This window comes from Reinekea sp. (assembly GCF_046710285.1).
Classification (GTDB): Bacteria; Pseudomonadota; Gammaproteobacteria; order Pseudomonadales; family Natronospirillaceae; genus Reinekea.
Genome location: NZ_JBKEGY010000003.1, coordinates 1 through 21,752 on the forward strand (window position 1 = coordinate 1; position 21,752 = coordinate 21,752).

20 protein-coding genes are annotated in these 21,752 nt (G+C 45.0%); 4 read left to right on the plus strand and 16 right to left on the minus strand.

Translation table 11 applies throughout. From position 1 onward, the window contains the following. Positions 1-33: 33 nt before the first annotated feature. The 3 genes from ACI882_RS02880 to ACI882_RS02890 form a co-directional block, all read right to left on the minus strand. Complete coding sequence (locus ACI882_RS02880) at positions 34-1,278, minus strand: diguanylate cyclase (protein WP_411746600.1); 1,245 nt, start codon at positions 1,276-1,278, stop codon at positions 34-36. Between the two features lie 70 nt (positions 1,279-1,348). After that, on the minus strand, positions 1,349-2,746 hold the full coding sequence (locus tag ACI882_RS02885; protein WP_411744907.1) for a M17 family metallopeptidase: 1,398 nt from the start codon (positions 2,744-2,746) through the stop codon (positions 1,349-1,351). Positions 2,747-2,755: 9 nt separating this feature from the next. Then, on the minus strand, positions 2,756-3,712 hold the full coding sequence (locus tag ACI882_RS02890; RefSeq protein ID WP_411744906.1) for a lipid A biosynthesis acyltransferase: 957 nt from the start codon (positions 3,710-3,712) through the stop codon (positions 2,756-2,758). A gap of 360 nt (positions 3,713-4,072) precedes the next feature. On the opposite strand from ACI882_RS02890, the gene ACI882_RS02895 reads away from it, so the two are divergent. Next, positions 4,073-5,452 carry an SLC13 family permease gene (locus tag ACI882_RS02895; protein WP_411744905.1) on the plus strand — a complete coding sequence of 460 codons (1,380 nt, stop codon included), beginning with the start codon at positions 4,073-4,075 and terminating at the stop codon, positions 5,450-5,452. A gap of 13 nt (positions 5,453-5,465) precedes the next feature. Beyond that, positions 5,466-5,786, plus strand: a complete 321-nt coding sequence (locus ACI882_RS02900; RefSeq protein ID WP_411744904.1) for a hypothetical protein — start codon at positions 5,466-5,468, stop codon at positions 5,784-5,786. Between the two features lie 247 nt (positions 5,787-6,033). Here ACI882_RS02900 and greA read toward each other — a convergent pair whose 3' ends face one another. The 3 genes from greA to carA all read right to left on the minus strand — a co-directional run bounded on the left by greA (position 6,034) and on the right by carA (position 11,089). Continuing rightward, complete coding sequence (gene greA / locus ACI882_RS02905) at positions 6,034-6,510, minus strand: transcription elongation factor GreA (RefSeq protein WP_411744903.1); 477 nt, start codon at positions 6,508-6,510, stop codon at positions 6,034-6,036. Positions 6,511-6,673: 163 nt separating this feature from the next. Further along, on the minus strand, positions 6,674-9,898 hold the full coding sequence (gene carB, locus ACI882_RS02910) for a carbamoyl-phosphate synthase large subunit (protein WP_411744902.1): 3,225 nt from the start codon (positions 9,896-9,898) through the stop codon (positions 6,674-6,676). Positions 9,899-9,958: 60 nt separating this feature from the next. Continuing rightward, positions 9,959-11,089, minus strand: a complete 1,131-nt coding sequence (gene carA / locus ACI882_RS02915) for a glutamine-hydrolyzing carbamoyl-phosphate synthase small subunit (RefSeq protein ID WP_411744901.1) — start codon at positions 11,087-11,089, stop codon at positions 9,959-9,961. Between the two features lie 585 nt (positions 11,090-11,674). Here carA and ACI882_RS02920 point away from each other — a divergent pair. Then, positions 11,675-12,439 carry a helix-turn-helix domain-containing protein gene (locus tag ACI882_RS02920; RefSeq protein WP_411744900.1) on the plus strand — a complete coding sequence of 255 codons (765 nt, stop codon included), beginning with the start codon at positions 11,675-11,677 and terminating at the stop codon, positions 12,437-12,439. Between the two features lie 45 nt (positions 12,440-12,484). Further along, positions 12,485-12,964 (plus strand): AAA family ATPase, encoded by a 480-nt coding sequence (locus ACI882_RS02925; protein ID WP_411746485.1) that lies wholly within the window; start codon positions 12,485-12,487, stop codon positions 12,962-12,964. A gap of 7 nt (positions 12,965-12,971) precedes the next feature. On the opposite strand, the gene ACI882_RS02930 is transcribed toward ACI882_RS02925, so the two are convergent. The 10 genes from ACI882_RS02930 to bioB form a co-directional block, all read right to left on the minus strand. Next, positions 12,972-13,916, minus strand: a complete 945-nt coding sequence (locus tag ACI882_RS02930; RefSeq protein WP_411744958.1) for a putative metalloprotease CJM1_0395 family protein — start codon at positions 13,914-13,916, stop codon at positions 12,972-12,974. 9 nt (positions 13,917-13,925) lie between these two features. After that, positions 13,926-14,162 (minus strand): hypothetical protein, encoded by a 237-nt coding sequence (locus ACI882_RS02935; protein WP_411744957.1) that lies wholly within the window; start codon positions 14,160-14,162, stop codon positions 13,926-13,928. A gap of 371 nt (positions 14,163-14,533) precedes the next feature. Continuing rightward, a complete protein-coding gene (locus ACI882_RS02940; RefSeq protein WP_411744956.1) occupies positions 14,534-14,968 on the minus strand; it encodes an ATP-dependent zinc protease in 435 nt (144 codons plus the stop codon). A gap of 24 nt (positions 14,969-14,992) precedes the next feature. Continuing rightward, positions 14,993-16,030: a succinylglutamate desuccinylase/aspartoacylase family protein gene (locus ACI882_RS02945; RefSeq protein WP_411744955.1), complete on the minus strand. Its 1,038-nt coding sequence runs from the start codon at positions 16,028-16,030 to the stop codon at positions 14,993-14,995. Further along, positions 16,031-16,936, minus strand: coding sequence for a 30S ribosomal protein S6--L-glutamate ligase (gene rimK / locus ACI882_RS02950; RefSeq protein ID WP_411744954.1), 906 nt, complete (start codon positions 16,934-16,936; stop codon positions 16,031-16,033). Between the two features lie 293 nt (positions 16,937-17,229). After that, positions 17,230-17,934, minus strand: a complete 705-nt coding sequence (bioD, locus tag ACI882_RS02955) for a dethiobiotin synthase (protein WP_411744953.1) — start codon at positions 17,932-17,934, stop codon at positions 17,230-17,232. A 59-nt stretch (positions 17,935-17,993) separates the two neighbouring features. After that, a complete protein-coding gene (gene bioC, locus ACI882_RS02960; protein ID WP_411744952.1) occupies positions 17,994-18,782 on the minus strand; it encodes a malonyl-ACP O-methyltransferase BioC in 789 nt (262 codons plus the stop codon). After that, complete coding sequence (locus ACI882_RS02965) at positions 18,775-19,416, minus strand: hypothetical protein (RefSeq protein ID WP_411744951.1); 642 nt, start codon at positions 19,414-19,416, stop codon at positions 18,775-18,777. Before ACI882_RS02965 ends, bioC begins: the two co-directional genes overlap by 8 nt. After that, the gene (bioF, locus tag ACI882_RS02970) at positions 19,413-20,567 is read right to left on the minus strand and encodes an 8-amino-7-oxononanoate synthase (protein ID WP_411744950.1); all 1,155 of its coding nucleotides are present in this window, start codon (positions 20,565-20,567) and stop codon (positions 19,413-19,415) included. The genes ACI882_RS02965 and bioF overlap by 4 nt, the downstream gene beginning before the upstream one ends. Then, positions 20,568-21,620: a biotin synthase BioB gene (bioB, locus tag ACI882_RS02975; RefSeq protein WP_411744949.1), complete on the minus strand. Its 1,053-nt coding sequence runs from the start codon at positions 21,618-21,620 to the stop codon at positions 20,568-20,570. Between the last annotated feature and the right edge of the window lie 132 nt (positions 21,621-21,752).

Below are 21,752 nucleotides of genomic sequence, written 5' to 3' on the forward strand. Positions count from 1 at the left end.
CGCGACAGTGATTTGCTTGAAAAACGATTAACGTTACTCAGAGATTATCACAGTATTGCGGCCTGCGACTTTGGCTCTGTATAGGGCACTGCCGGCGTTTTTCATTAGGCTCTCTAAACTAAGATTCGGTGCTTGGGCAACGCCTATGCTGATGGTCATACTGACACTGCCCGCGTCTGTTTGTGCGTAGCCATCTTCTACTTGGGAACGGAAAACCTCCAATAGTTGCGATGCTCTATCGCCAGTAAGCCCCGGAAATAAAACACAAAACTCTTCTCCGCCCGTGCGAGCCAAGATAAATCGATCAAATGTCGCTGCCATCATTTTCGCTATATGCACTAGCACTTCATCACCAACATCATGACCATAATCTTCATTAATATCTTTAAAATGATCGACATTGATTAAGGCCAATGCCGCTGGTAAGTTTTGCTCAGTGCAATTTTTTAGCTCTTCACGCGAGGTTTCAATAAAGTATCGGCGATTGCCAATGCTGGTCAAGGCATCGGAATAGGCGATTTTTTTCATCGACTCAAGACGCTCCATTGATTCAACACCTTGCATCACGCGACAATAAAACTCTTCGTGCGAAAAGGGTTTATAAAGAAAGTCATTTGCGCCATTTTTAATAAATTTTGCTGATAAATACTTATCCTCAGCAGAAGATAAACCAATAGCAACAAGATCATGATTATTATATTTATGACGAAGCTGATGAACTAAATCGAAGCCATCCATTTTAGGCATGTTGTTATCGGTTATAAGCAGTTTAATTTGGTTATCGGATAATATTTTTTGCAGCGCTTGCTCACCGTCTTCTGCTTCAACCACCTCAAATAAATGCCGTTTGAGAAGCTCTACCATATAGCGACGGGTCATCTTTGAGTCTTCGGCAACCAAAACTTTAATAAACCGGTTTCTAGATAATCTATTCACCAAATTGACGGCGTACAGATAGCTAAAACGACCCTCTTTAAGGACGTAATCAACAATGCCTTTTTTAGTGAGAGCTTCACGTTTTTCTTTATTAACAGAACCCGTGAGCACAATGGAAGGAATACCCTGTTCGAGGCAATCATCAACGAGTTCGCCATCAGGTGCATCGGGAAGATTCAAATCAACAATGGCTGCTAACCAATCAACTTCTTGTGCGAGGTGCGTTAAAGCCTCTGCGCGCGTTGTGGCATAAACCAACTTGAAGTTGAGCGTTTTCGCGGCGAGGTGCTTAATAATTTTAAGCACCATTGGGGAGTCTTCTACAATGAGTACCGACTGCACGTGCATCACCTTTTAAATAAAGTTAATGTCAGTGTAGTCGGTACTAAAAAAGTTGCTAAATTTCGATATATTAAAACAACATTGCAAGCAAGGTTTGAGTAAGGCGCACTCCAAAACCCGTCACATCGGTCGGTACCTGAGCAAGGCCACCTTTATGGTGAGCCGATGATAAATCAACATGCACCCAGGGCACAGTTGGCTCAACAAAGCGGCTTAAAAAGCGTGCAGCGTCTATATGATCTGACGACTTGCCTGGATTGCACTGCATAACATCAGCAACGCTACTCTTTATGTTCTCATCATAATCAGCATCCATTGGGAATGGCCAAATACGTTCGCCACTGATTTTGCCAGCTTCAATGAGTGGTAAAAACCATGGGTCATGGTTAGTAAAGCAGCCAGAGTAGCGGGTGGATAGTGCACCAATGCAAGCACCGGTTAAGGTGGCGTAATCGATAACTGCCTTTGGATGTTCGCGAGAGGCTAGCGTGAGAGTATCAGCGAGGACCATTCGGCCTTCGGCATCGGTATCGACAATTTCGATAGTCGTCCCATTGAGAGCTCGCACCCATTCATTCGAATGGAAAGCCCTAGGGCCAATGTAGTTGTCGGTAATTGCCAACCAACCCGTTAAGTTAATTTTTTGCTTACGACGCGATGCGGTGATTAAGTTACCCAATACCAAGGCACTGCCACCCATATCGCCGTTCATACCAAACATAGAGCCGGATATTTTCAAATTGTATCCGCCTGTGTCGATGGTGACACCTTTACCCACCAGCGCGACAGACTCTACTGAATCGACATCGCCGCGGTAATGCACCCGTACGATGCTCGCTTCATTGTGTTCTGAGCCACGGGCTACGGCTAAAAAGGCACCCGCACCCATTTGCTCTAGTTCTTTATAGCGAAAAACTTTGCAATCCCATCCCTGTGCTTCGGCTAACTCTTCGACGAGCTCACGATAAGACCAGGGGTTCAGTTCATTTGCAGGCAGTTCCGATAGATAACGTGTATAGGCATTACCTTCTGCTTCAGCGAGACGCTTGTCTACTTCATCATTTGCCAATGGACCAACTATAGACAAAGTAAGAGACTTATTTGCTTTACCATCTTTTCTAAAGTTAGGGATTTGATACCAAGCCGCCAAAACAGCACAGAGTAAGGCATCACCCAAAATGGGCTCATCAAAGCATAAGGCTATATGCTGATCATCTTTGCGCCAACTGTTGTTGGTTAACTCACGCGCTGCCGTTAAGACTTCAAAAGCACCTTGTGCCTTGGGCACCTTGTGGTATGTCCACTGCTGCCCTGAGACTAGCAGCGTTCGTAACTCAGACTCGCCATTGAGGTGACGGTTAATCACATCTTGAGTCGATGTTTCACGCCACTCAATGCAGCTTTGCGCCGCACTAGGCACTTGTTGCGAGAACTGAACATCAATGTCTGGGTAGTCAAATAACTTCATATACCATGCCTATTTATAAACTGAGGATTCACCCTCTGGACGAGTCTTAAAACGCTTATGTAACCACAAATACTGATCAGGGTGTCGGCGAATGCTGGCTTCTAACCATTCATTCACTCGATGTGCGTCAGCAATGTTATCGCCACTGGGAATATCTAATGGCGCTTCGAATTTCAACACGATGGTTCGATTATCTACATCACGATACGAGCTTAACGGTAAAACGATAGCGTTTCCAGAGCTAGCTAGTTTTCCGGTCATGGTGACTGTAGCCGTTTGTATACCAAAAAATGGCGCAAAAACACTGGCTCGTCGTCCATAATCTTGGTCTGGTGCGTACCATATTATTTCGCCACGTTTAAAAGCCCCCAATAAACCACGCATATCTTGTCGGGCGATGGTTTTATCAACGAACTTTTCGCGCCCTTTTACCATAAAATAGTTAAATAATGGATTATCGTCATTGCGATAGGTTATTGAATACTTGGCGTACTGCGCAAGCGCGACACCGGCAATATCGAGTGGCCCATAATGTCCACTTAGCAGCAATACTCCGCGCGAGTCTGCTTCGGCGACGCGCAAATGCTCTAAGCCCTCAACTCGGTACAACAGGCCTTTCTCTTGAATACACCAAGCCCGGGCGGTTTCAAATAGACCTAGAGTGTAGGAATAGAAGGTTTTACGCGTTAACGCTAATTGCTGCTCAGTGCTGAGTTCGGGGAAACACAATTGAATGTTGGTTAAAGCGACATGCTTACGGCTTTTAACCCACCGAAACAATAAAACCGCCAACCCTTTGGCCAGTTGTTTCTGAATGGGAAAGGGAATCCGAGCGATGGTATGCAAAGACAGTATTCCGAGCCATGTTGACCAGTACTTCGGATGAATAAAGTCTCTGTACTGATAGTACCCGGTAACATTTGAATGCTTTTGCTTACCCCGGCGAGGTGACTTACCTAGCGACATTAAAAACGAACTCCATGATGTATTTTACAATTGTACCGTGCTTTAAGGTTTTGTCAGTAGCAAAAGCCGCTTATACTAAAGCCATAAACCCAATTATGAAGATAAATACCATGGCAAAAGCTCTCCCAAAATTTCTAACTAGTCGGCAGCAAGCGCACAAGTTGATTAGCCAACTGCAATTCTGGCAGATCAAATATCAAGGTTGGCGCGATGCTCGCAGTGCACTAAAAGCGTTCAAGAAAGCCACGTCATAATTGTAATACATGCTAGCCTTGACTCTATCTTGATTTAACTCAGTGCAAAAACGCCTCACTTGGCTAGACTCATCCCTAATTCACTGTTTGGCTTAAAAAACGCACTATGCTGACACGCTTCAAACAAATCCGCCCAAAAATCTGGGCGGCGCTAACATTTATTAGCATTCTTATTGCACCCTATTTTGGTTTAGCCGAAACACTATCGATAAACGCTGCCCAAGAAAAGACCATTCTGATTCTCGTGCTGGCTGCGGTGTTATGGGTTACCGAATGGTTACCATTGTTTGTTGTCAGTTTTGTAATATTAGCATTGGAGCTCACTTGGCTTTTCCCAAGCTTGACCCAGCTTGGCATCAATGTCAGCGAAGAAATATTTTTTGCGCCTTTTTTCTCTAATATTATTTTATTGTTTTTGGGTGGCTTTGTACTTTCTAGCATTATGCAAAAGGCATCACTTGATGCACGTTTCGCCCACTTCATATTACGGGTCACTAAGGGCCAACCTGCCCATACCTTACTCGGTATTATCATTGGCGGTGCCTTCTTATCAATGTGGATGAGTAATACCGCAACCACCGCAATGATGCTGACACTGGTTCTGCCCTTAGTTAAGCGACTCAGACCCGATGCGCCGTTTAGAATGGCTCTCATACTCGCTATTCCCATGGCTTGTAACTTAGGCGGCATTGGCACCCCCATTGGCACACCACCTAATGCTATTGCCATGAGCTATTTAGCAGGCAAGGGTATCCAAATAAGCTTTCTTGAGTGGATGATTCTCACGATACCATTTTTAATAATCGCGCTGGGTGTATTATGGTTTGCGCTTTTGAAGCTTTACCCACCTGATGATGAACAGCTTTCTTTTGATGTACAGGACTCAGAACCCTACAGTACTCGCCAATGGCTGACTGTCGCCATTTTTGCGATTACCGTCGTAGGCTGGCTAATAGGCGGGCAATTTGGTTTAGAAACGGGCACGGTGGCCTTGTTTCCAATTATCGCCTCTTTCTGGTTAGGCTTGCTCGATCAAAACGATTTCCGTGGCCTGCCTTGGGACGTTTTGTTTATGGTCGCTGGCGGTATCGCGTTGGGCGTCGCTATGGATGCAACCGCCTTAGGCGATGTCATCATCACGGTACTACCCTTAGATGGCAGTTTTCTATCATTACTCATTCCATTGTTGATAGTTGCCATGGTGCTAGGGGGTGTTATGAGCAACACCGCTACCGCAGGATTGATGATTCCATTGATTATTAGCTTATCGCTACCTGCAACTCAACTGACTGTGTTAGTTTTAGCAATTACACTAAATTGTTCAACTGCGATGATATTACCGGTCAGTACACCGCCGAACGCGATTGCGTTTAGCTCTGGTGTTCTCGCGGTAAAAGACCTCATCCGCATCGGCTTCCTGATGGCGTTAATCGGGCTGGTAATCGGTTTGAGTGTAGGTCCACTTTATTGGTTTATGATTTTGTGAGGGTGCAAGTTCTATGGACGTAAACATTCAGAAATGCCAAAACTGTGGCTCGCGAGAAATGCGTAATATTCTCGCTCGAACCTCAAGCCAACATGTCGTTGTGCAATGCCGAAAATGTGATGAGTTTGTCGCGCGCTACCAAATAGCGTCGGGTGGCTATTTTCACAATGGCAAAGACTATGAAAGTTTCTTACGAACTATGATGCTCGACAGTGGCTTTACCTCTGGCCGAGACCTGCGTGCGGTATTTGAAGAAGTATCAGAAAGCGCCGCAGCGACTTTTGATCGCGCTATCAACAAAGCTAAAGAAAAGTATGGTGATGAGCTACCTTAACTGCCTCTGCCTCCCCATAAATAACTCCCAGTTTACGCCGGGTTCAGAGGCCCACTGCTTGAAATTTCGGTCGCCATAAACCCTTCCATGGGGCTTGATTGAAACATCCATGTTTCAAACACCCGAATTCCAAGCAATGGGCCGCTTCTATTCTATTGCATAACAGTGACTTAACTGCCTCTTCATCAAGGGCATAAAAAAACCGTGATTATCACGGTTTTTTTATAGGCAAGCTAAACAGCGCTTGTTAAATATGCTCTACCATTTCAATTTCAAATTCAACAATTCCGCCTGGCGTGTTAATGCCGACAACATCGCCCTCTTCTTTGCCAATAAGTCCGCGCGCAATGGGTGAGTTAACAGATATTTTATTAACCTTAACGTTCGCTTCATCGTCTCCGACAATTTTATAAACAACCGTTTGATCTGTTTCGGTGTTCAAAATTGTCACGGTGGTACCGAAGATGACTTTTCCTGTTTGTGGAATGTCATGCACGTTAATCACTTGCGACATAGACAGTTTGGCTTCGATATCTTGAATACGGCCCTCAATAAACCCCTGCTGTTCACGAGCAGAATGGTATTCGGCGTTCTCTTTCAGGTCGCCGTGCTCTCGTGCTTCTGCAATGGCAGCAATTACGGCTGGGCGCTTAATCGTTTTAAGTTCTTTTAGCTCGTTTTGCAGAGCTTGCTCGCCTTCAACAGTCATTGGGTAACGTTGCATGGGATTTCCTTCTTTTAAAAATCAAAAAGAGCCCAAATTAGGCTCTTTTAAGTATGATGGCACGATAATTCTTAATTAAGTACTCAATAAGCTATTATGACCATCTTACAATTTGGTGCAAGCCCGAGAATCGCAATTCAAGGGCTTTTAGCTCACAACATGGTTAATTTACCACTTGACCTAAGTGAAGATCTTGCAAACGGTTAACACCGCTTTCTTCTTTGATCATCATGGCCATTACCGAAGCTTCGGCACCGGCTAAGGTGGTGGTGTAATAAACTTTATGCTGCAGGGCTCCGCGACGAATTTCCGCACTGTCGATCATCGATTGACGACCTTCCGTGGTATTCATAACGTAGCTGACTTCATCGTTTTTAATTAGGTCGACTAAGTGAGGTCGGCCTTCTTTCACTTTATTAACCGCTTGCGTTGGTAAGCCGTTTTCCGTGAAGTAAGCAGCTGTGCCTTTGGTTGCGACAACTTCAAAACCCAGTGCATCAAGATTTTTAGCCATCGCTAATGCAGCAGGTTTATCTGTGCTTTTCACTGAAATAATAACTTTACCTGAAGTCGGCATGGCAGAGCCTGCACCGATAAGCGCTTTTGAGAACGCTTCGGCAAAAGTTTTGCCTGTACCCATAACTTCACCCGTTGATTTCATCTCAGGGCTCAACACCGGATCAACACCATGGAACTTATTAAACGGCATGACCGCTTCTTTTACCGAGAAATAAGTCGGGATAATTTCTCGAGTAAAGCCAAGTTCAGAAAGCTTTCGACCGGTCATCACTTGTGCACCAATTTTCGCCAATGATTGGCCAATGGCTTTAGAAACAAATGGAACCGTACGCGATGCACGAGGGTTCACTTCAATGATGTACATTTTACCGTCTTGCCAAGCCATCTGGACGTTCATTAAACCAACCACTTCAAGCTCTAACGCCATGGCTTTTACTTGTTCGCGAATAATGTTTTGTGCTTCGGTCGACAAGCTATACGGCGGCAGTGAGCAGGCGGAATCACCTGAGTGAATACCAGCCTGTTCAATGTGCTGCATGATCGCGCCAATAACAACTTGCTCGCCATCACTCACGCAATCGATATCTAGCTCAATGGCGTTATCTAAGAAGTGATCAAGTAAGACCGGTGCATCATTCGACACTTGAACGGCTTCGTTCATGTAGCGGCGTAGCTCTTCTTCACCGTAAACAATTTCCATTGCACGGCCACCTAAGACATAAGAAGGACGAACCACTAACGGATAGCCAATACGATTCGCAATGACAACAGCTTCATCCAAACTACGCGCCGTGCCATTTTCAGGCTGGCGAAGGTTAAGCTTTTCAACCATAACCTGAAACCGTTCACGGTCTTCAGCTCGGTCAATGGCATCTGGACTGGTACCAATAATGGGTGCGCCTGCGGCTTCGAGTTCACGAGCTAATTTCAAGGGTGTTTGACCACCGTATTGAACAATGACGCCTTTTGGCTTTTCGATTTCGATAATTTCAAGTACGTCTTCGAGCGTAACCGGCTCAAAGTACAAACGATCTGAGGTATCGTAATCGGTTGAAACAGTTTCAGGGTTACAGTTAACCATAATCGTTTCATAACCGTCTTCGCGCGCAGCTAACACTGCATGAACACAGCAATAATCAAACTCAATACCTTGACCAATACGGTTAGGTCCACCACCGATTACCATGATCTTTTCACGATCAGTCGGTGCAGATTCACACTCTTCATCGTAAGAGGAATACATATAGGCAGTATCAGAGGCAAATTCGGCGGCACAAGTATCAACACGCTTGTAAACTGGGCGAACACCTAGTTCCCAACGCTTTTTACGGAATTGTTTTTCACCGACACCTAAGATTTTTGCTAAACGCTCATCGGAAAAGCCTTTGCGCTTTAAACGGCGCAACTCAACGGCATCCATGTCTTTCATACCCTTGGTCGCCAACAATGTCTCGTCTTTTATGAGGTCTTCAATTTGTACTAAGAACCATGGATCTATGCCGGTATAGCCGTATATTTCATCGACACTCATACCGCTGCGGAATGCATCACCAATATACCAAATACGATCTGGACCGCATTCTTGCAATTCACGTAAAATTTTCTCTTGGCTGCCTTCGGCTTTAAAATCGATAAAGCTATCAAAGCCACAGGCGTCGACTTCAAGACCGCGCAACGCTTTGTGCAATGACTCTTGAAAGTTACGACCAATGGCCATGACTTCACCTACCGACTTCATTTGTGTGGTTAAACGATCATTGGCTTGTGGAAATTTTTCAAACGCAAAACGTGGAATTTTAGTAACCACGTAGTCGATACTTGGCTCAAACGATGCCGGTGTAATGCCACCGGTAATATCGTTTTGTAACTCATCTAGGGTATAACCCACCGCTAACTTCGCGGCTATTTTCGCAATCGGAAAACCGGTTGCTTTCGAAGCCAATGCCGAAGAACGACTAACACGAGGGTTCATTTCAATGATAACCATGCGGCCATCTTTAGGGTTAATGCCAAATTGAACGTTCGAACCGCCAGTCTCAACACCAATTTCACGTAACACGGCTAAAGAAGCGTTACGCATAATTTGATATTCTTTATCCGTTAGGGTTTGTGCGGGTGCAACGGTTATTGAATCACCGGTGTGAATGCCCATTGGATCAAAGTTTTCAATCGCGCAAACAATAATGCAGTTGTCCGCTTTGTCACGAACCACTTCCATTTCATATTCTTTCCAACCGATTAAGCTTTCATCAATCAACAGCTCATTGGTGGGTGATAAATCTAAACCGCGACGGCAGATTTCTTCAAATTCATCTTTGTTGTATGCAATACCACCGCCCGATCCACCCATGGTAAAGCTAGGTCGAATAATAGACGGGTAACCCAATCGTTCTACAATAGCCCAAGCTTCTTCTAAGCTATGAGCGATACCTGAGCGGGGGGTTTCTAAATTAATCGCCTTCATGGCTTTATCGAAACGATCACGGTCTTCTGCTTTATCAATGGTGTCAGCATTTGCTCCAATCATTTCTACGCCAAACTTTTCAAGAACTCCGTATTTCTCTAGATCAAGTGCGCAGTTCAATGCCGTTTGGCCACCCATGGTCGGCAGCAATGCATCTGGTTTTTCTTTTTCAATGATTTTTGCCACTTCCTGCCAAACCACAGGCTCAATATAGGTTGCATCGGCCATGCTAGGGTCGGTCATGATGGTGGCTGGGTTTGAGTTAACTAGAATAACTCGAAAGCCTTCTTCACGAAGCGCTTTACAGGCTTGTGCACCTGAATAGTCAAATTCGCAGGCCTGTCCGATAACGATCGGGCCAGCGCCTAGAATCAAAATACTTTTTATGTCTGTACGTTTTGGCATGATAACTCGCTAATTCTCTAAAACTAATGTCAGTTTCGTTTCACTTTTAACGCTTAACCTTTAAGCCTTACGTTTATTCATGTCGTCAATAAACAGGTCGAACAACGGTGCGCAATCATGTGGACCTGGGCTTGCTTCTGGATGGCCCTGGAAACTGAATGCGGCTTTATCTGTACGTCGAACGCCTTGCAATGACTTATCGAATAATGACCGATGCGTCATCACTAAATTGTCTGGCAACGAATCTTGATCGATAGCAAAACCATGGTTTTGGCTGGTAATCATGACGGTCTTATCGGCAACAGTTTCAACTGGATGGTTGGCGCCGTGATGACCGAATTTCATTTTTAGCGTTTTCGCACCACTGGCTAAACCGAGCAATTGGTGCCCTAAGCAAATGCCAAAAACCGGAACATCGGTTTCGAGCACTTCTTGAATCGCTGTGATTGCGTAGTCACATGGCTCTGGGTCACCCGGGCCATTCGACAAAAAGACGCCATCTGGATTCATCGCTAGTACATCGGCTGCTGGGGTTTGCGCCGGAACCACGGTAATACGGCAACCGCGATCGGCAAGCATTCGCAAAATATTGCGTTTAACGCCATAGTCATAAGCAACTACATGGAATTTGCTGGTATCGGGCTGGGTATGGCCTTGGCCAAGCACCCAACTGCCTTCTGTCCATTCATAGCTTTCTGCTACGGTAACTTCTTTTGCTAAGTCCATGCCTTTTAGGCCTGCAAAGCCTCGAGCTAGTTCAAGTGCCTTGGCTTCATCGATGTTGTCACCCGTCATGATGCAGCCATTCTGTGCGCCTTTTTGACTGAGTAGCCGAGTTAAGCGGCGAGTATCAATGTCGGCAATGGCAATAACCTTTCGATCAACCAAATAGTCTTGCAGTGATTGTTCACTGCGGAAATTACTTTCCAACAAAGGTAGGTCGCGAATAACAAGGCCAGCAGCCCAAACTTGAGAGGACTCTTCGTCTTCAAAGTTAACGCCGGTGTTGCCAATATGGGGATAGGTGAGTGTAACGATTTGTCGTGCATAGGATGGGTCGGTGAGAATTTCTTGATAGCCGGTCATTGAGGTATTGAAGACTACCTCACCAACAGATTCACCAACGGCACCAATGCCGATTCCTGTAAAGATACTTCCGTCTTCGAGCGCGAGAATGGCAAGCTTAGCCAAGATCTGTTCCCCTATCATTAATCAAATGGATTGAGAAATCTGACCTTTCAGACCATAAACCCAGTTCCTAATTCGCAAAAAAGCGAGATGAAGTTGCCCTCATCCCGCTTCTTATTATTCGTGCCAAGCATTAGCAGTGCTTGATGCGGTTTTGAAACTGTGGTTTTCTTATAATCTGTCATGTCAACGAGTTGCGTAAACAACTCAAAATTTGGCGGATTTTACATGAATGCGACATCAAAAGTCTATAAAAACTCATCCTTTTGGCGCAATTAGACCAATATCCATGTTACTTAAGATACTACTGATTAGTACCCAACTATGAACGGTGGTTTGGTACGGATTAACCAAAGGGTTGCTTTTAATAAGTCGTTCAAGCACATCCTTGTGACACTCTACAGCGAGATCCCTCTCGCTGAGGCTTATTAAAAGCCCCTCATCGGTTCACCCTCATTAAGCGGTGTCGCTATGATTGTAGCTTTTAATACGGCTCCTTCTAACTCAATTGGATACTTTAAGACCTAGCGGTAATTTAAAAAAAATGGCATCATTCGTAGCAAATAACGCTACTTTTTTGAGGTTTTCATGTCACAGACAGTTCAACTTGTCGACACGTTAAAAAAACTCCTGCGCGAGCGCAAAATCACTTACTTTGAAGTCGCTGAAAAGCTTGATTTAAGTGAAGCCAACGTCAAGCGAATGTTTTCTAAGCGGCATTTCACCTTGGCTCGTCTTGAAGAAGTCTGTGCGATGGCCGATGCCGACTTAGGTTATTTAATGTCGCGCATGCATGAAGGCTCGATGATTATTGATACGCTCAGCAAAGAAGCCGAGCTGGAATTGTGCAATAACATCAAATTATTAATGATGGCCCAGCTGCTTATTAACCGCTGGGAAATTGAAGACATTGTTGAAACTTATGAGTTTGAAGATCATGAGGTAACGCAATTAATGGCGAAGCTAGATCGGCTTGGCATTATTGAGCTGTTACCGGGAGATCGAGTGAGAAACCTTATCTCACGTGATTTTAAATGGATACCGAATGGCCCTGTTTATAAGTATTTTGAAGAACATGTAGCTCGTGAATTTTTTAACTGTAAGTTTGAACAAAAAAACGGTGAAATACTCATATTCATGGCGGGCATGTTATCGCGCCAAAGCAACAGCCAAATGCAAACTAGCATTCGTCGCTTGGCTCGTGAATTCGATGAGCTCAGCAAAGAAGATGGCAAGCTGCCACTAAATGAAACTTATGGTACAGGTTTAGTACTAGCTATGCGCCCTTGGGAGCTGAGTACATTCGCGAAGTTTCGTCGTGTAGAAAATACGAAAAAATTTAAACAAGTATAAATTTACATCTCGGCCAGTGGTTGAAATAACACAAAGGAGGGTAACATGAATTTTGGAATCGCCTATTTACTGACAGGTAAAGTAGCGAGCGGGAAAACAACTTTTGCCCGAAAAAAGGAAGCGCAGGAAAATGCAGTATTCCTTTCAATTGATGAATTACAACTTAGTATGTTCGGTCAAACACCGACTCGGGAACAGCTCGATTCTACTTATGAAGGCGCACGCGCTTATCAATTTAAACAGGCTCTGAAATTCTTACAAAAAGGGATAGATGTTTATTTTGATTGGGGGCTCTGGAGTAAAGCACAAAGAGCGCTTTATAAAAATCAATTGGAAAAGTTAGGGATTAAGGTGGAAATCATCTATTTTAATATTCCTGATAATCTTCGCCTAGAATGGAATACCACCAGAAATTTAGGCGATGACAAATCTTCATTCAAGATAGAGACGCATGACTTGAAACATTTCGATTCTTTCTATGAGCCACCCACAGAGAAAGAATACGATACACTGGTGACTGCCTAAGAACGACCTACACCCGAGTATCGAGGTTAAAGCCAACTTCCTGCTGACGATTCACTTGATAAGCTGCGTCTAGGGCAGATTCGACTGTTTCTGAGGTTTTGCTAAATATTTCATTTAGACGCTCTTTATTTGAGTTGGAGACCTCTTCATTTCGTTCATCGTCAGTTTGGCTACTGGCTTCTACTTTTGTAGTGTCTTCGCTTTTTATTTCTTGCTGTTCCGAACGCTCTGCTTCGGCTTGTTCCGCCACTTGGCGTTCCATCAGACGAATATCATTTTGCGCTTCAATCGATAGCTGTGTTGCCATTGCTGCTACTTGGCGGTCTTGCGCAGATGGCTCTGCTGGTGCCAACGCTGCTCGACGTACTTGATCAGCTTTTCGTAACGTTGCTTCTGGGTCGTTTGGCACAGGGCCAACACTAATTCCAACTTCACCTGCTGTTGCATAACGCTTGCCATCTGGACCTTGGGTGTAACTGAACTCCATCGCACCCGCATACTGCCCACCAACAGTTTGATGCGCTTGCTCGTGTGCTTTCACTTCTCGGTCGCGCGCGGCAAGTTCACGAATAGTGTCTAAATCGGCTTGTAATTTTGCGTCTTCAGCTTTAGCTTTTTTCTGTTGCTGCTCAACTTGTGCATCGATACGCGCCTGCTCTGAATCACCCGTGGCTTGTTGCGACTCTCGGCCCTCTGATGCACTGGGTTCAGCTGCAACAGCTGCCTGATCTGATTTTTTTTGCGTAGCAATCGATATGTAAGACTCGGCCTCTAATCGGCCTGGCTGTTCAACGGGAGGTCGACGCGATGAGGTTGTTTTCTCCGGTTCTTCAACTGGCGAAAATACAGCCGTTTCATTTTCGCGACGCAACCGTGACTGCTCTGCGGGATCATTAGAAGACGCAAAGGAAGGGGTTATTGCATTCGGAAAAACGCCACTTACTGTCGACATAATGTTCTTCTAAACCTTTATATCAATTAAGGTACCAAGCATATCACTACCGGCTTGGACCACTTTCGCGCTGGCTTGCACTTGAATTTTACCCAAGTTCTGCTCAACGATCGGTGTCACTAATTCTTCTGGGCCGCCTTCTTCTGGCGGGATATTCGCTTTTGAAATTTGATCGGCGCTACGATTGAGCATGTCAGTTCCACGCGCAATACCGTACACACCTGTGTTCATGACTGAGCTAATCATTAAAACTCCTCAACAAATTCCATAGCGATAGCTACCCTTGACTATATTTTAACCAATCAGCTGGTAATTACTGTAATGATTTGTGAATTTGCTTAAGTTATCTGGGGATTGGTCGTTACAAGAGAGGCTACGGTGAATTCTGAATATTTGGCCCGCCCAGAGAGTCTTACTTACCTTTGCTCGGTCGCTGTTCGCACGTCCATGTGCCGCTAAGCTTCGGCATCCATGCCTCAGATTCCTGCGCAAAGATAAGTACGAATCTCTGAACTCACAAAGGCATCAAGTTTTAATTTTAATTGAGTTGACTTTATCAACGGCAGTACTGTTAAAATATTGGCGTAACTTCAACTTGGTCGCGCCAATATTTAGTGTTATTCGCTGGTTAACAGGAAGGTTTCTGACGGGTCGACAATAATACGATCTAACATTGCTTCGCGGCCGAGCAGCATTAAGTAGCTCATATCCGATCGGTCAGTTAAAGAGATGTCTATTTTCCATTCTTGCTTATTCATTTTTATCGGCGTTCGAACAATATATCGCTCTTCGGATGTGCCATTCGATGACTTAATTTTCCGAACGTCTTTTAACGGTGCCTCACAGCAAATTATGTCATTAACGTTGTGTACTGTCGGATGAATGTCGAAAGAGACCCATGTTTTACCGCTTTTTTTGAACTTTTTTATGTTATCGACATGCAACGATGACGTCTTAGCACCGGTATCTACTCGTACTTCCAAGTCCTTTATGCCTAGCCCTGGTAGGTCACAGTTTTCGGTGCAACCTACCATGAATTTTTCTACACTCATTTATTTTTCCCTACAAAACTCAGGTTAATTACTTTCGACTTTCATTGATAACTCGGGGATCAAAGTGTCTTGCATTACTTCAATGTTATCGGCAATGTCTTCATCGTTTTCAGAAAAGAATGCAATGTGAAATAAAGCTTCACCTTCTTGTACCAGCGGAATGTTTTGCTTACCGATAATAATGCCCGAACGTGATGCGGTAATTTCAGATAAAACCTCTCCAAACGGGTTGCTTATGGTGGCCAGCACATCGCCTTTTTGAACTTGATCACCCAAATTGTGCACGGTATTTACAATACCGCTTAAGCTGGCACGTACCCACGAACTGTTGTTAGCGACGTATGGCGTAAATTTAATTTTGGGCGGTTTTCGGTTTATCACCCCCAAAGATATCAATACGTTTAAGACGCCTTTAACGCCAGCACGGATCGATAGCTCATCAAACCGCAGGGCTTGACCTGCTTCATAGAGTAGAATTTTGGTACCATTTTGTACGGCTGCTTCACGTAATGAACCATCAAGCAAATCTGAGTTAAGCAACACCGGCACACCAAACTGCATGGCTAAGTCTAAGGTTTCTTGATCTTTTAAGTTTGCACGAATTTGCGGCAAGTTTGATCGATGAATTGCACCCGTATGTAAGTCGATACCGTATTCGCATTGCTTAACAATTTCTTCCATGAAAATATTTGCCACTCGTCCTGCCAATGAACCTTTCGCAGAACCTGGGAAGCAACGGTTAAGGTCACGCCGGTCAGGCATGTATCGGCTTTGGTTAAGTACGCCATAAACATTAACCATAGGCACTAAAATCACCGCCCCCGCACTCACCTTGAGTGACTTTGACTTAATTAAACGGCCAACAATTTCAACGCCGTTGAGTTCATCGCCGTGTATCGCAGCTGAGACAAAAACTGTTGGCCCAGGGCGCTTACCACGAATCACATGGATCGGCATATTCACGTCTGTATTGGTGTAAAGCTTCGCTACAGGCAATTCAATGCTGCAACGTTCGCCGGGTTTTATTTCCTGACCACCAATAATGAGAGGTTCTGCGGCCATTTAGCCTTTTCCTTTTGTCTTGGTCTTATGTGGCTTGGCGTTTTCTTCAATAAAGTCGTAAATAAGACCTGACACGTCTTTATTCGTCGCAATTTCAATACCTTCTAAGCCTGGCGAAGAGTTAACTTCCATTACCACTGGGCCGTTTTTAGATTGCAATATGTCGACACCACAAACATTGAGCCCCATAACTTTAGCCGCTTTGGCTGCAGTTGCACGCTCTTCTTTGCTCAATTTTACCAGCTTTGCAGAACCACCACGGTGTAGGTTTGAACGGAATTCGCCTTCCGCGCCTTGTCGTTTCATCGCGGCAACTACTTTACCGCCAACGACGAAACAACGGATGTCGGCTCCACCGGCTTCTTTAATGTACTCTTGAACTAGAATGTTCGCCTTTAAACCCATGAAAGCTTCAATAATGCTTTCTGCGGCTTTATTGGTATCAGCTAGAACAACACCAATGCCCTGTGTGCCTTCGAGCAATTTAATAACCAGTGGCGCGCCGCCGACGTTTTTAATTAAATCTTTGACGTTATCTGGCTTGCTGGCAAAACCCGTTCTCGGTAACCCCACATCTTTACGCGACAGTAACTGCAATGAACGTAATTTATCGCGTGATCGACTAATAGCGACAGATTCATTAACACAAAACGTGCCCATCATTTCAAACTGACGCACGACCGCAGTGCCATAAAACGTAATGGAAGCACCAATGCGCGGAATAACGGCATCGTAGTAAGGCAGCTCTTCACCGTGATAACGAACCGCTGGACGACTGCGCGTAATGTCCATATAACAATGAAGCGTATCGATTACATCGACTTCATGACCACGAGCACGGCCCGCTTCAACTAGGCGTCGTGTTGAGTAGAGGTTTTCATTTCGAGATAGTACAGCGATTTTCATAGGGAACCCTTAGTGACTCTTTAAACGATGGAAAGAGATTCACCCTCCCAGCACAGATGCAAATGATCTAAGAGAAACGGCGAAAAGTCGATAACTATTTATACACTATTGCACTACTGTTCCATAGTCAGCTCAAAGTTTACGCAGGGTTCAGCGGCCCACTGCTTGAAATTTCGGTCGCCGTAAACCCGTCCATGGAGGCTTGATTGAAACATCCATGTTTCAAACACCCGAATTCCAAGCAGTGGGCCGCTTCTATGCTATTGACCTGTAGTGACACTAATAAACAAAAGTTAGCTCGCACTCGGGGAAGTAGAGTTGGTCAAAAAGCTCGATGCTATCCATTGATTAGGCTTGTCATTAGGGTTAGTTAGATGAGGCATAACGCCAATTAATGGAGCTCCAATTCGGTTGACTAGCGATTTAATATTTTCATCTAGCCCTTCCATTGCTGGATCTACTGCATTAGCCACCCAGCCAGCTATGGTTAAGCCATCTCGCTTAATAGCTTCTGTTGTTAAAAGTGCATGGTTTAAACAACCTAACTTCATACCCACGACGAGAATTACCTCAATGTTAAGTTGCTTGGCGACATCGGCAAAGGTTTCGCGTGCGTTCAAGGGTACTCGCCAGCCACCTGCGCCTTCAATCAGCGTCACTTGCGCTGGTGCTGTCATTAAGGTGCCGCGAACAAAACCGGTGACTTTAGAGGCTGAGATTGTTCGATTTTCACGCTCTGCTGCAATATGCGGCGCCATGGCGGCATCAAGCAATATTGGGTTGGTTTGCTGATAAGCCACTTGCACGCTCGATGCTTGCGCAAGCATGACCGCATCGTCGTTCTTCTTTTCGCCATTGATAATTTCAGAACCCGCTGCAATGGGTTTTAGCCCTAATGTGGAATAGCCTTGTTCTGCAAACGCCCTCAGTAACGCTACGGTGATAAATGTTTTACCGGCGTCGGTATCTGTACCGGTGATGAAATATTTTCGTTTCATTCGAGTTCGCTTCTTAAGAGGGTTTTAAGATAACTATTGTGGCATTAAATTTAGTGGCTTTAAACAAACTGCTTAGTTTTAGGCTTGCGTAATAGAGCGTAATAAACCTCCCAAGTAGCGGGGAATTGTTTAGTCGGCTTTTGAAAGCCCTGATAAGCTCGCAACATTTTGCGAACGCTCGATACCTTAGGCTGGTCTTGGCGATCTACATGACTAGCACCCAGCAGTTTTAATTCATTAAGCAGCTTTAACGGTGATTCGTATAACACTTCAATATGCTCTTCACGCCATAAAGTGGCTTCAAGTTCAGAGTGCTCTATCGCGCCAAGCCACTCTTGTGCACTGTGAAACTCATTGACATGCCGAACATGATCTACTTGTTGCCACGCACTTTTTAGCTCATTTAGGGTATGTGGGCCTAAGGTGGCTATGGCTAGATAGCCGCCGGGTTTTAGTTGCTCATTCAAGTTCTTTAAAAATCTTGTCGGCTGCTCGAGCCACTGTACCGCTAAACTTGTAGTGGCTAATTCGATGCTATTATGTTCAAAAGGGGGACATTCTAAGTCGGCTTGGAGTTTGATGACACTGGGCTCTCTATCACTCGCATGCTCTAGCATTTCACTTGATAAGTCTAAGCCAAATAATTGCTGAGGCTTAAATCGTTGCGCTAAAGTTGGGAGTAAATAACCAGTGCCGGTGCCTAAATCGACAACTTTCTCGGCGTCATTTATCGGCAAGTTTACTACAATAGCCATTAACCTATCTGCAACTGTACGTTGTAAATGCGCTACCGAATCATAATGCGCCGCAGCAAGGCTAAAGGTTTTTGCGACTGCTTGTTTATCCATTGCGCTGCAGCCATTGTGCAACTTGCTCAGGCTCAAAAATAGGTGCGCTGTGTTGAGCCTTGATACTACTAATAGAGCAAGACCCATTTGCCTGCCAAGCTTTTTTTGATTTTTCCAACGGTACCAGTTGATCATGTTGACTCAACAAAATATGACAAGGCACATCGACTTGATGGTCACGAGCGTTAAAGTCAAATAGCCATTGCAATGTTTTCTGGTGATCGCCCTCTAGCAAATAAGTAGAAACATCTTTCGCACGCTGGCTATCGACCAACATTGCGAAGCGCTTGCGAGTTGCGGAGCTGTTGTTTTTATAACGAGACATGAAATCTGCGGCGACGTTGATCGGCAAACCCGGTTCGCCGCTGAATTGTACGTTGGTGTTGATCAACCACACCTTTGTAACTAATTTATTTTTACTAGCCAACAAATACGCTAGTGAACCGCCCAATGACCAGCCGACTATTTCGGTTGGCTCTATGATCGCGTTGCTTGTTTTAATCAGCCACGATTCCAGTTCATCACTATTGTCTTGATAGGTGAGTGTCGGTTCGTGGCTTGCGTTTAATTTTTGCTTAACGGCGTCTAAGCAATGTTGCTTCATTTGCCAACCGGGTATCCAGAGCCGCGTCATTGAATGGCCTCTAAGGCGCTCAATAATTCATCGACATCCGTTTTTGTATGCTCAGCACTAAGGGTGATTCGCAAACGCGCAGTCCCGACTGGAACTGTCGGTGGTCGAATGGCCGTTACGAGCAGCCCCTTCGCTTTTAACTTTGCACTCATGCTTAGAGCACGTTCATTCGAGCCGACAATTATGGGCTGAATGGCGGTATTTGAACGCATGAGTTCATAACCTAGCTGACTCACTCCAGCTCGAAAATGCGCAATATTGGCATTGAGCTGTGCACGCTTAGCTTCTCCAGCTATGACTAATTTCAACGAGGCGCGCGTAGCCGCTGCTATTGAGGGCGGTGTTGCGGTGGTATAAATATAGGGGCGAGCAAACTGCATAAGGTAGTCTAAGGTATCAGTATCACCAGTAACAAAAGCCCCCGATGTGCCGAATGCTTTACCTAGGGTGCCAATTAACAACGGTACTTGCTGGCTGGTAAGATTGAGCTGCGACACCAAACCCGCACCGGTTTCTCCCAACGTACCAAAACCATGAGCATCATCAACCAACAGCCATGCATCATGTTGCTGACAAAGCTCGGCAATGGCAGATAAGGGCGCGCAATCGCCATCCATTGAAAATACGCCATCGGTCACAACTAGCTTTTTACCGTCTGCTCTTTCTAATTGTTGCGCCAGATGACCTACATCGTTATGTCGATAACGCTTAAGTTTTGCTTGCGAAAGTATACCGCCATCTATTAAGGATGCGTGGTTGAGCTTGTCTTGAATGACGCTATCGTGACGCGAAAGCAATGCAGAAATAACGCCGACATTCGCCATATAGCCGGTTGAAAATAACAGTGTTTTTTCTCGGCCGGTAAAAACAGCCAACTCTTGTTCGAGAAGTTCATGCTCGCGGTGGTGCCCATCAACAAGATGTGAGGCACCAGAACCGACTCCGTACTTCTCGATGGCCGCTGTCATTGCTTGAGCGATTTTAGGATGATTGGCTAAGCCGAGATAGTCATTACTGCAAAACGACAACATCGGTGTGCCGTCAACAATAACTCGAACACTCTGTGCAGATTGCAATTCGATTCGTGAGCGATACAGCTGATTGTTTTTACGCTGAGCCAAAAGCCCAGCGATGTCTGAAAAATTCTTCAATTACAAAGTCGCGTCGTAGAATTTTTCGTTGTTTCGCTTTGGACAGTTCATTGGATCAAACGGATGCACAACATCGCCATCGAAACTTTCAGCACGCTCTGGGCGTATGCCTAATTTTTTGAAGAGTTCTTTATCTTTATTCGCTTCTGGGTTGGCTGTAGTAAGCAGTTTTTCACCATAAAAAATAGAATTGGCGCCGGCAAAGAATGTCATGGCTTGCATTTCTTCTGACATCTCTTCGCGGCCTGCTGAAAGTCGTACATGCGAAGTAGGCATCATAATACGAGCCACAGCGATGGCACGGATAAAATCGAGTGAGTCTAGCTCTTCTTCTTGGGCCATTGGCGTGCCTTCAACTTTCACTAACATATTCACCGGCACACTTTCAGGATGTGGATTCATATTAGACAATTGAATAAATAAGCCCGCGCGGTCGGACACGCCTTCACCCATACCTAAAATACCGCCAGAGCATATTTTCATGCCCGCATTGCGAACATTTTGTAAGGTTTCTAAACGGTCACCGTAAGTACGGGTGGTAATGATTTCACCGTAGTACTCTGGCGAGGTATCGAGGTTATGATTGTAATAATCTAAGCCTGCATCGGCTAAAGCTGATGCCTGTTCGTCTTTAAGCATGCCCAGCGTCATACAGGTTTCTAACCCCAAGTCTTTAACGCTTTTTACCATGTCGATAATGTGAGGAAAGTCTTTGGCGGCAGGTGATCGATAAGCAGCCCCCATACAAAATCGACTCGCTCCGGCAGCTTTTGCGGCCTTGGCTTGGTCGATGACCTTTTGTACTTCTATGAGTTTTTCTTTGGCTAGACCCGTATTATAATGCGCCGATTGCGGACAATATTTGCAATCTTCTGGGCATGCGCCAGTCTTAATAGAAAGTAAGGTGCTAATTTGCACTTCATTGGGGTCAAAGTTGGCTCGATGTACTGAGGCCGCTTGAAACATCAGTTCGTTAAAGGGAAGTTCAAACAAAGCAACGACTTCATCCGTTGTCCAGTCATGGCGAGTCATTGTAGTTTTTGATGCCGACATAAAGCGAGTCCTTAGCAAGCCACCAGCCATACGTCGGTAGCGTCATTATTGATTAATAACGGCGATTTTAGTGAGGACACTTGTTATGTCAATCGATTGAACAATGAAACTTTACTATAGATCAAATATCGA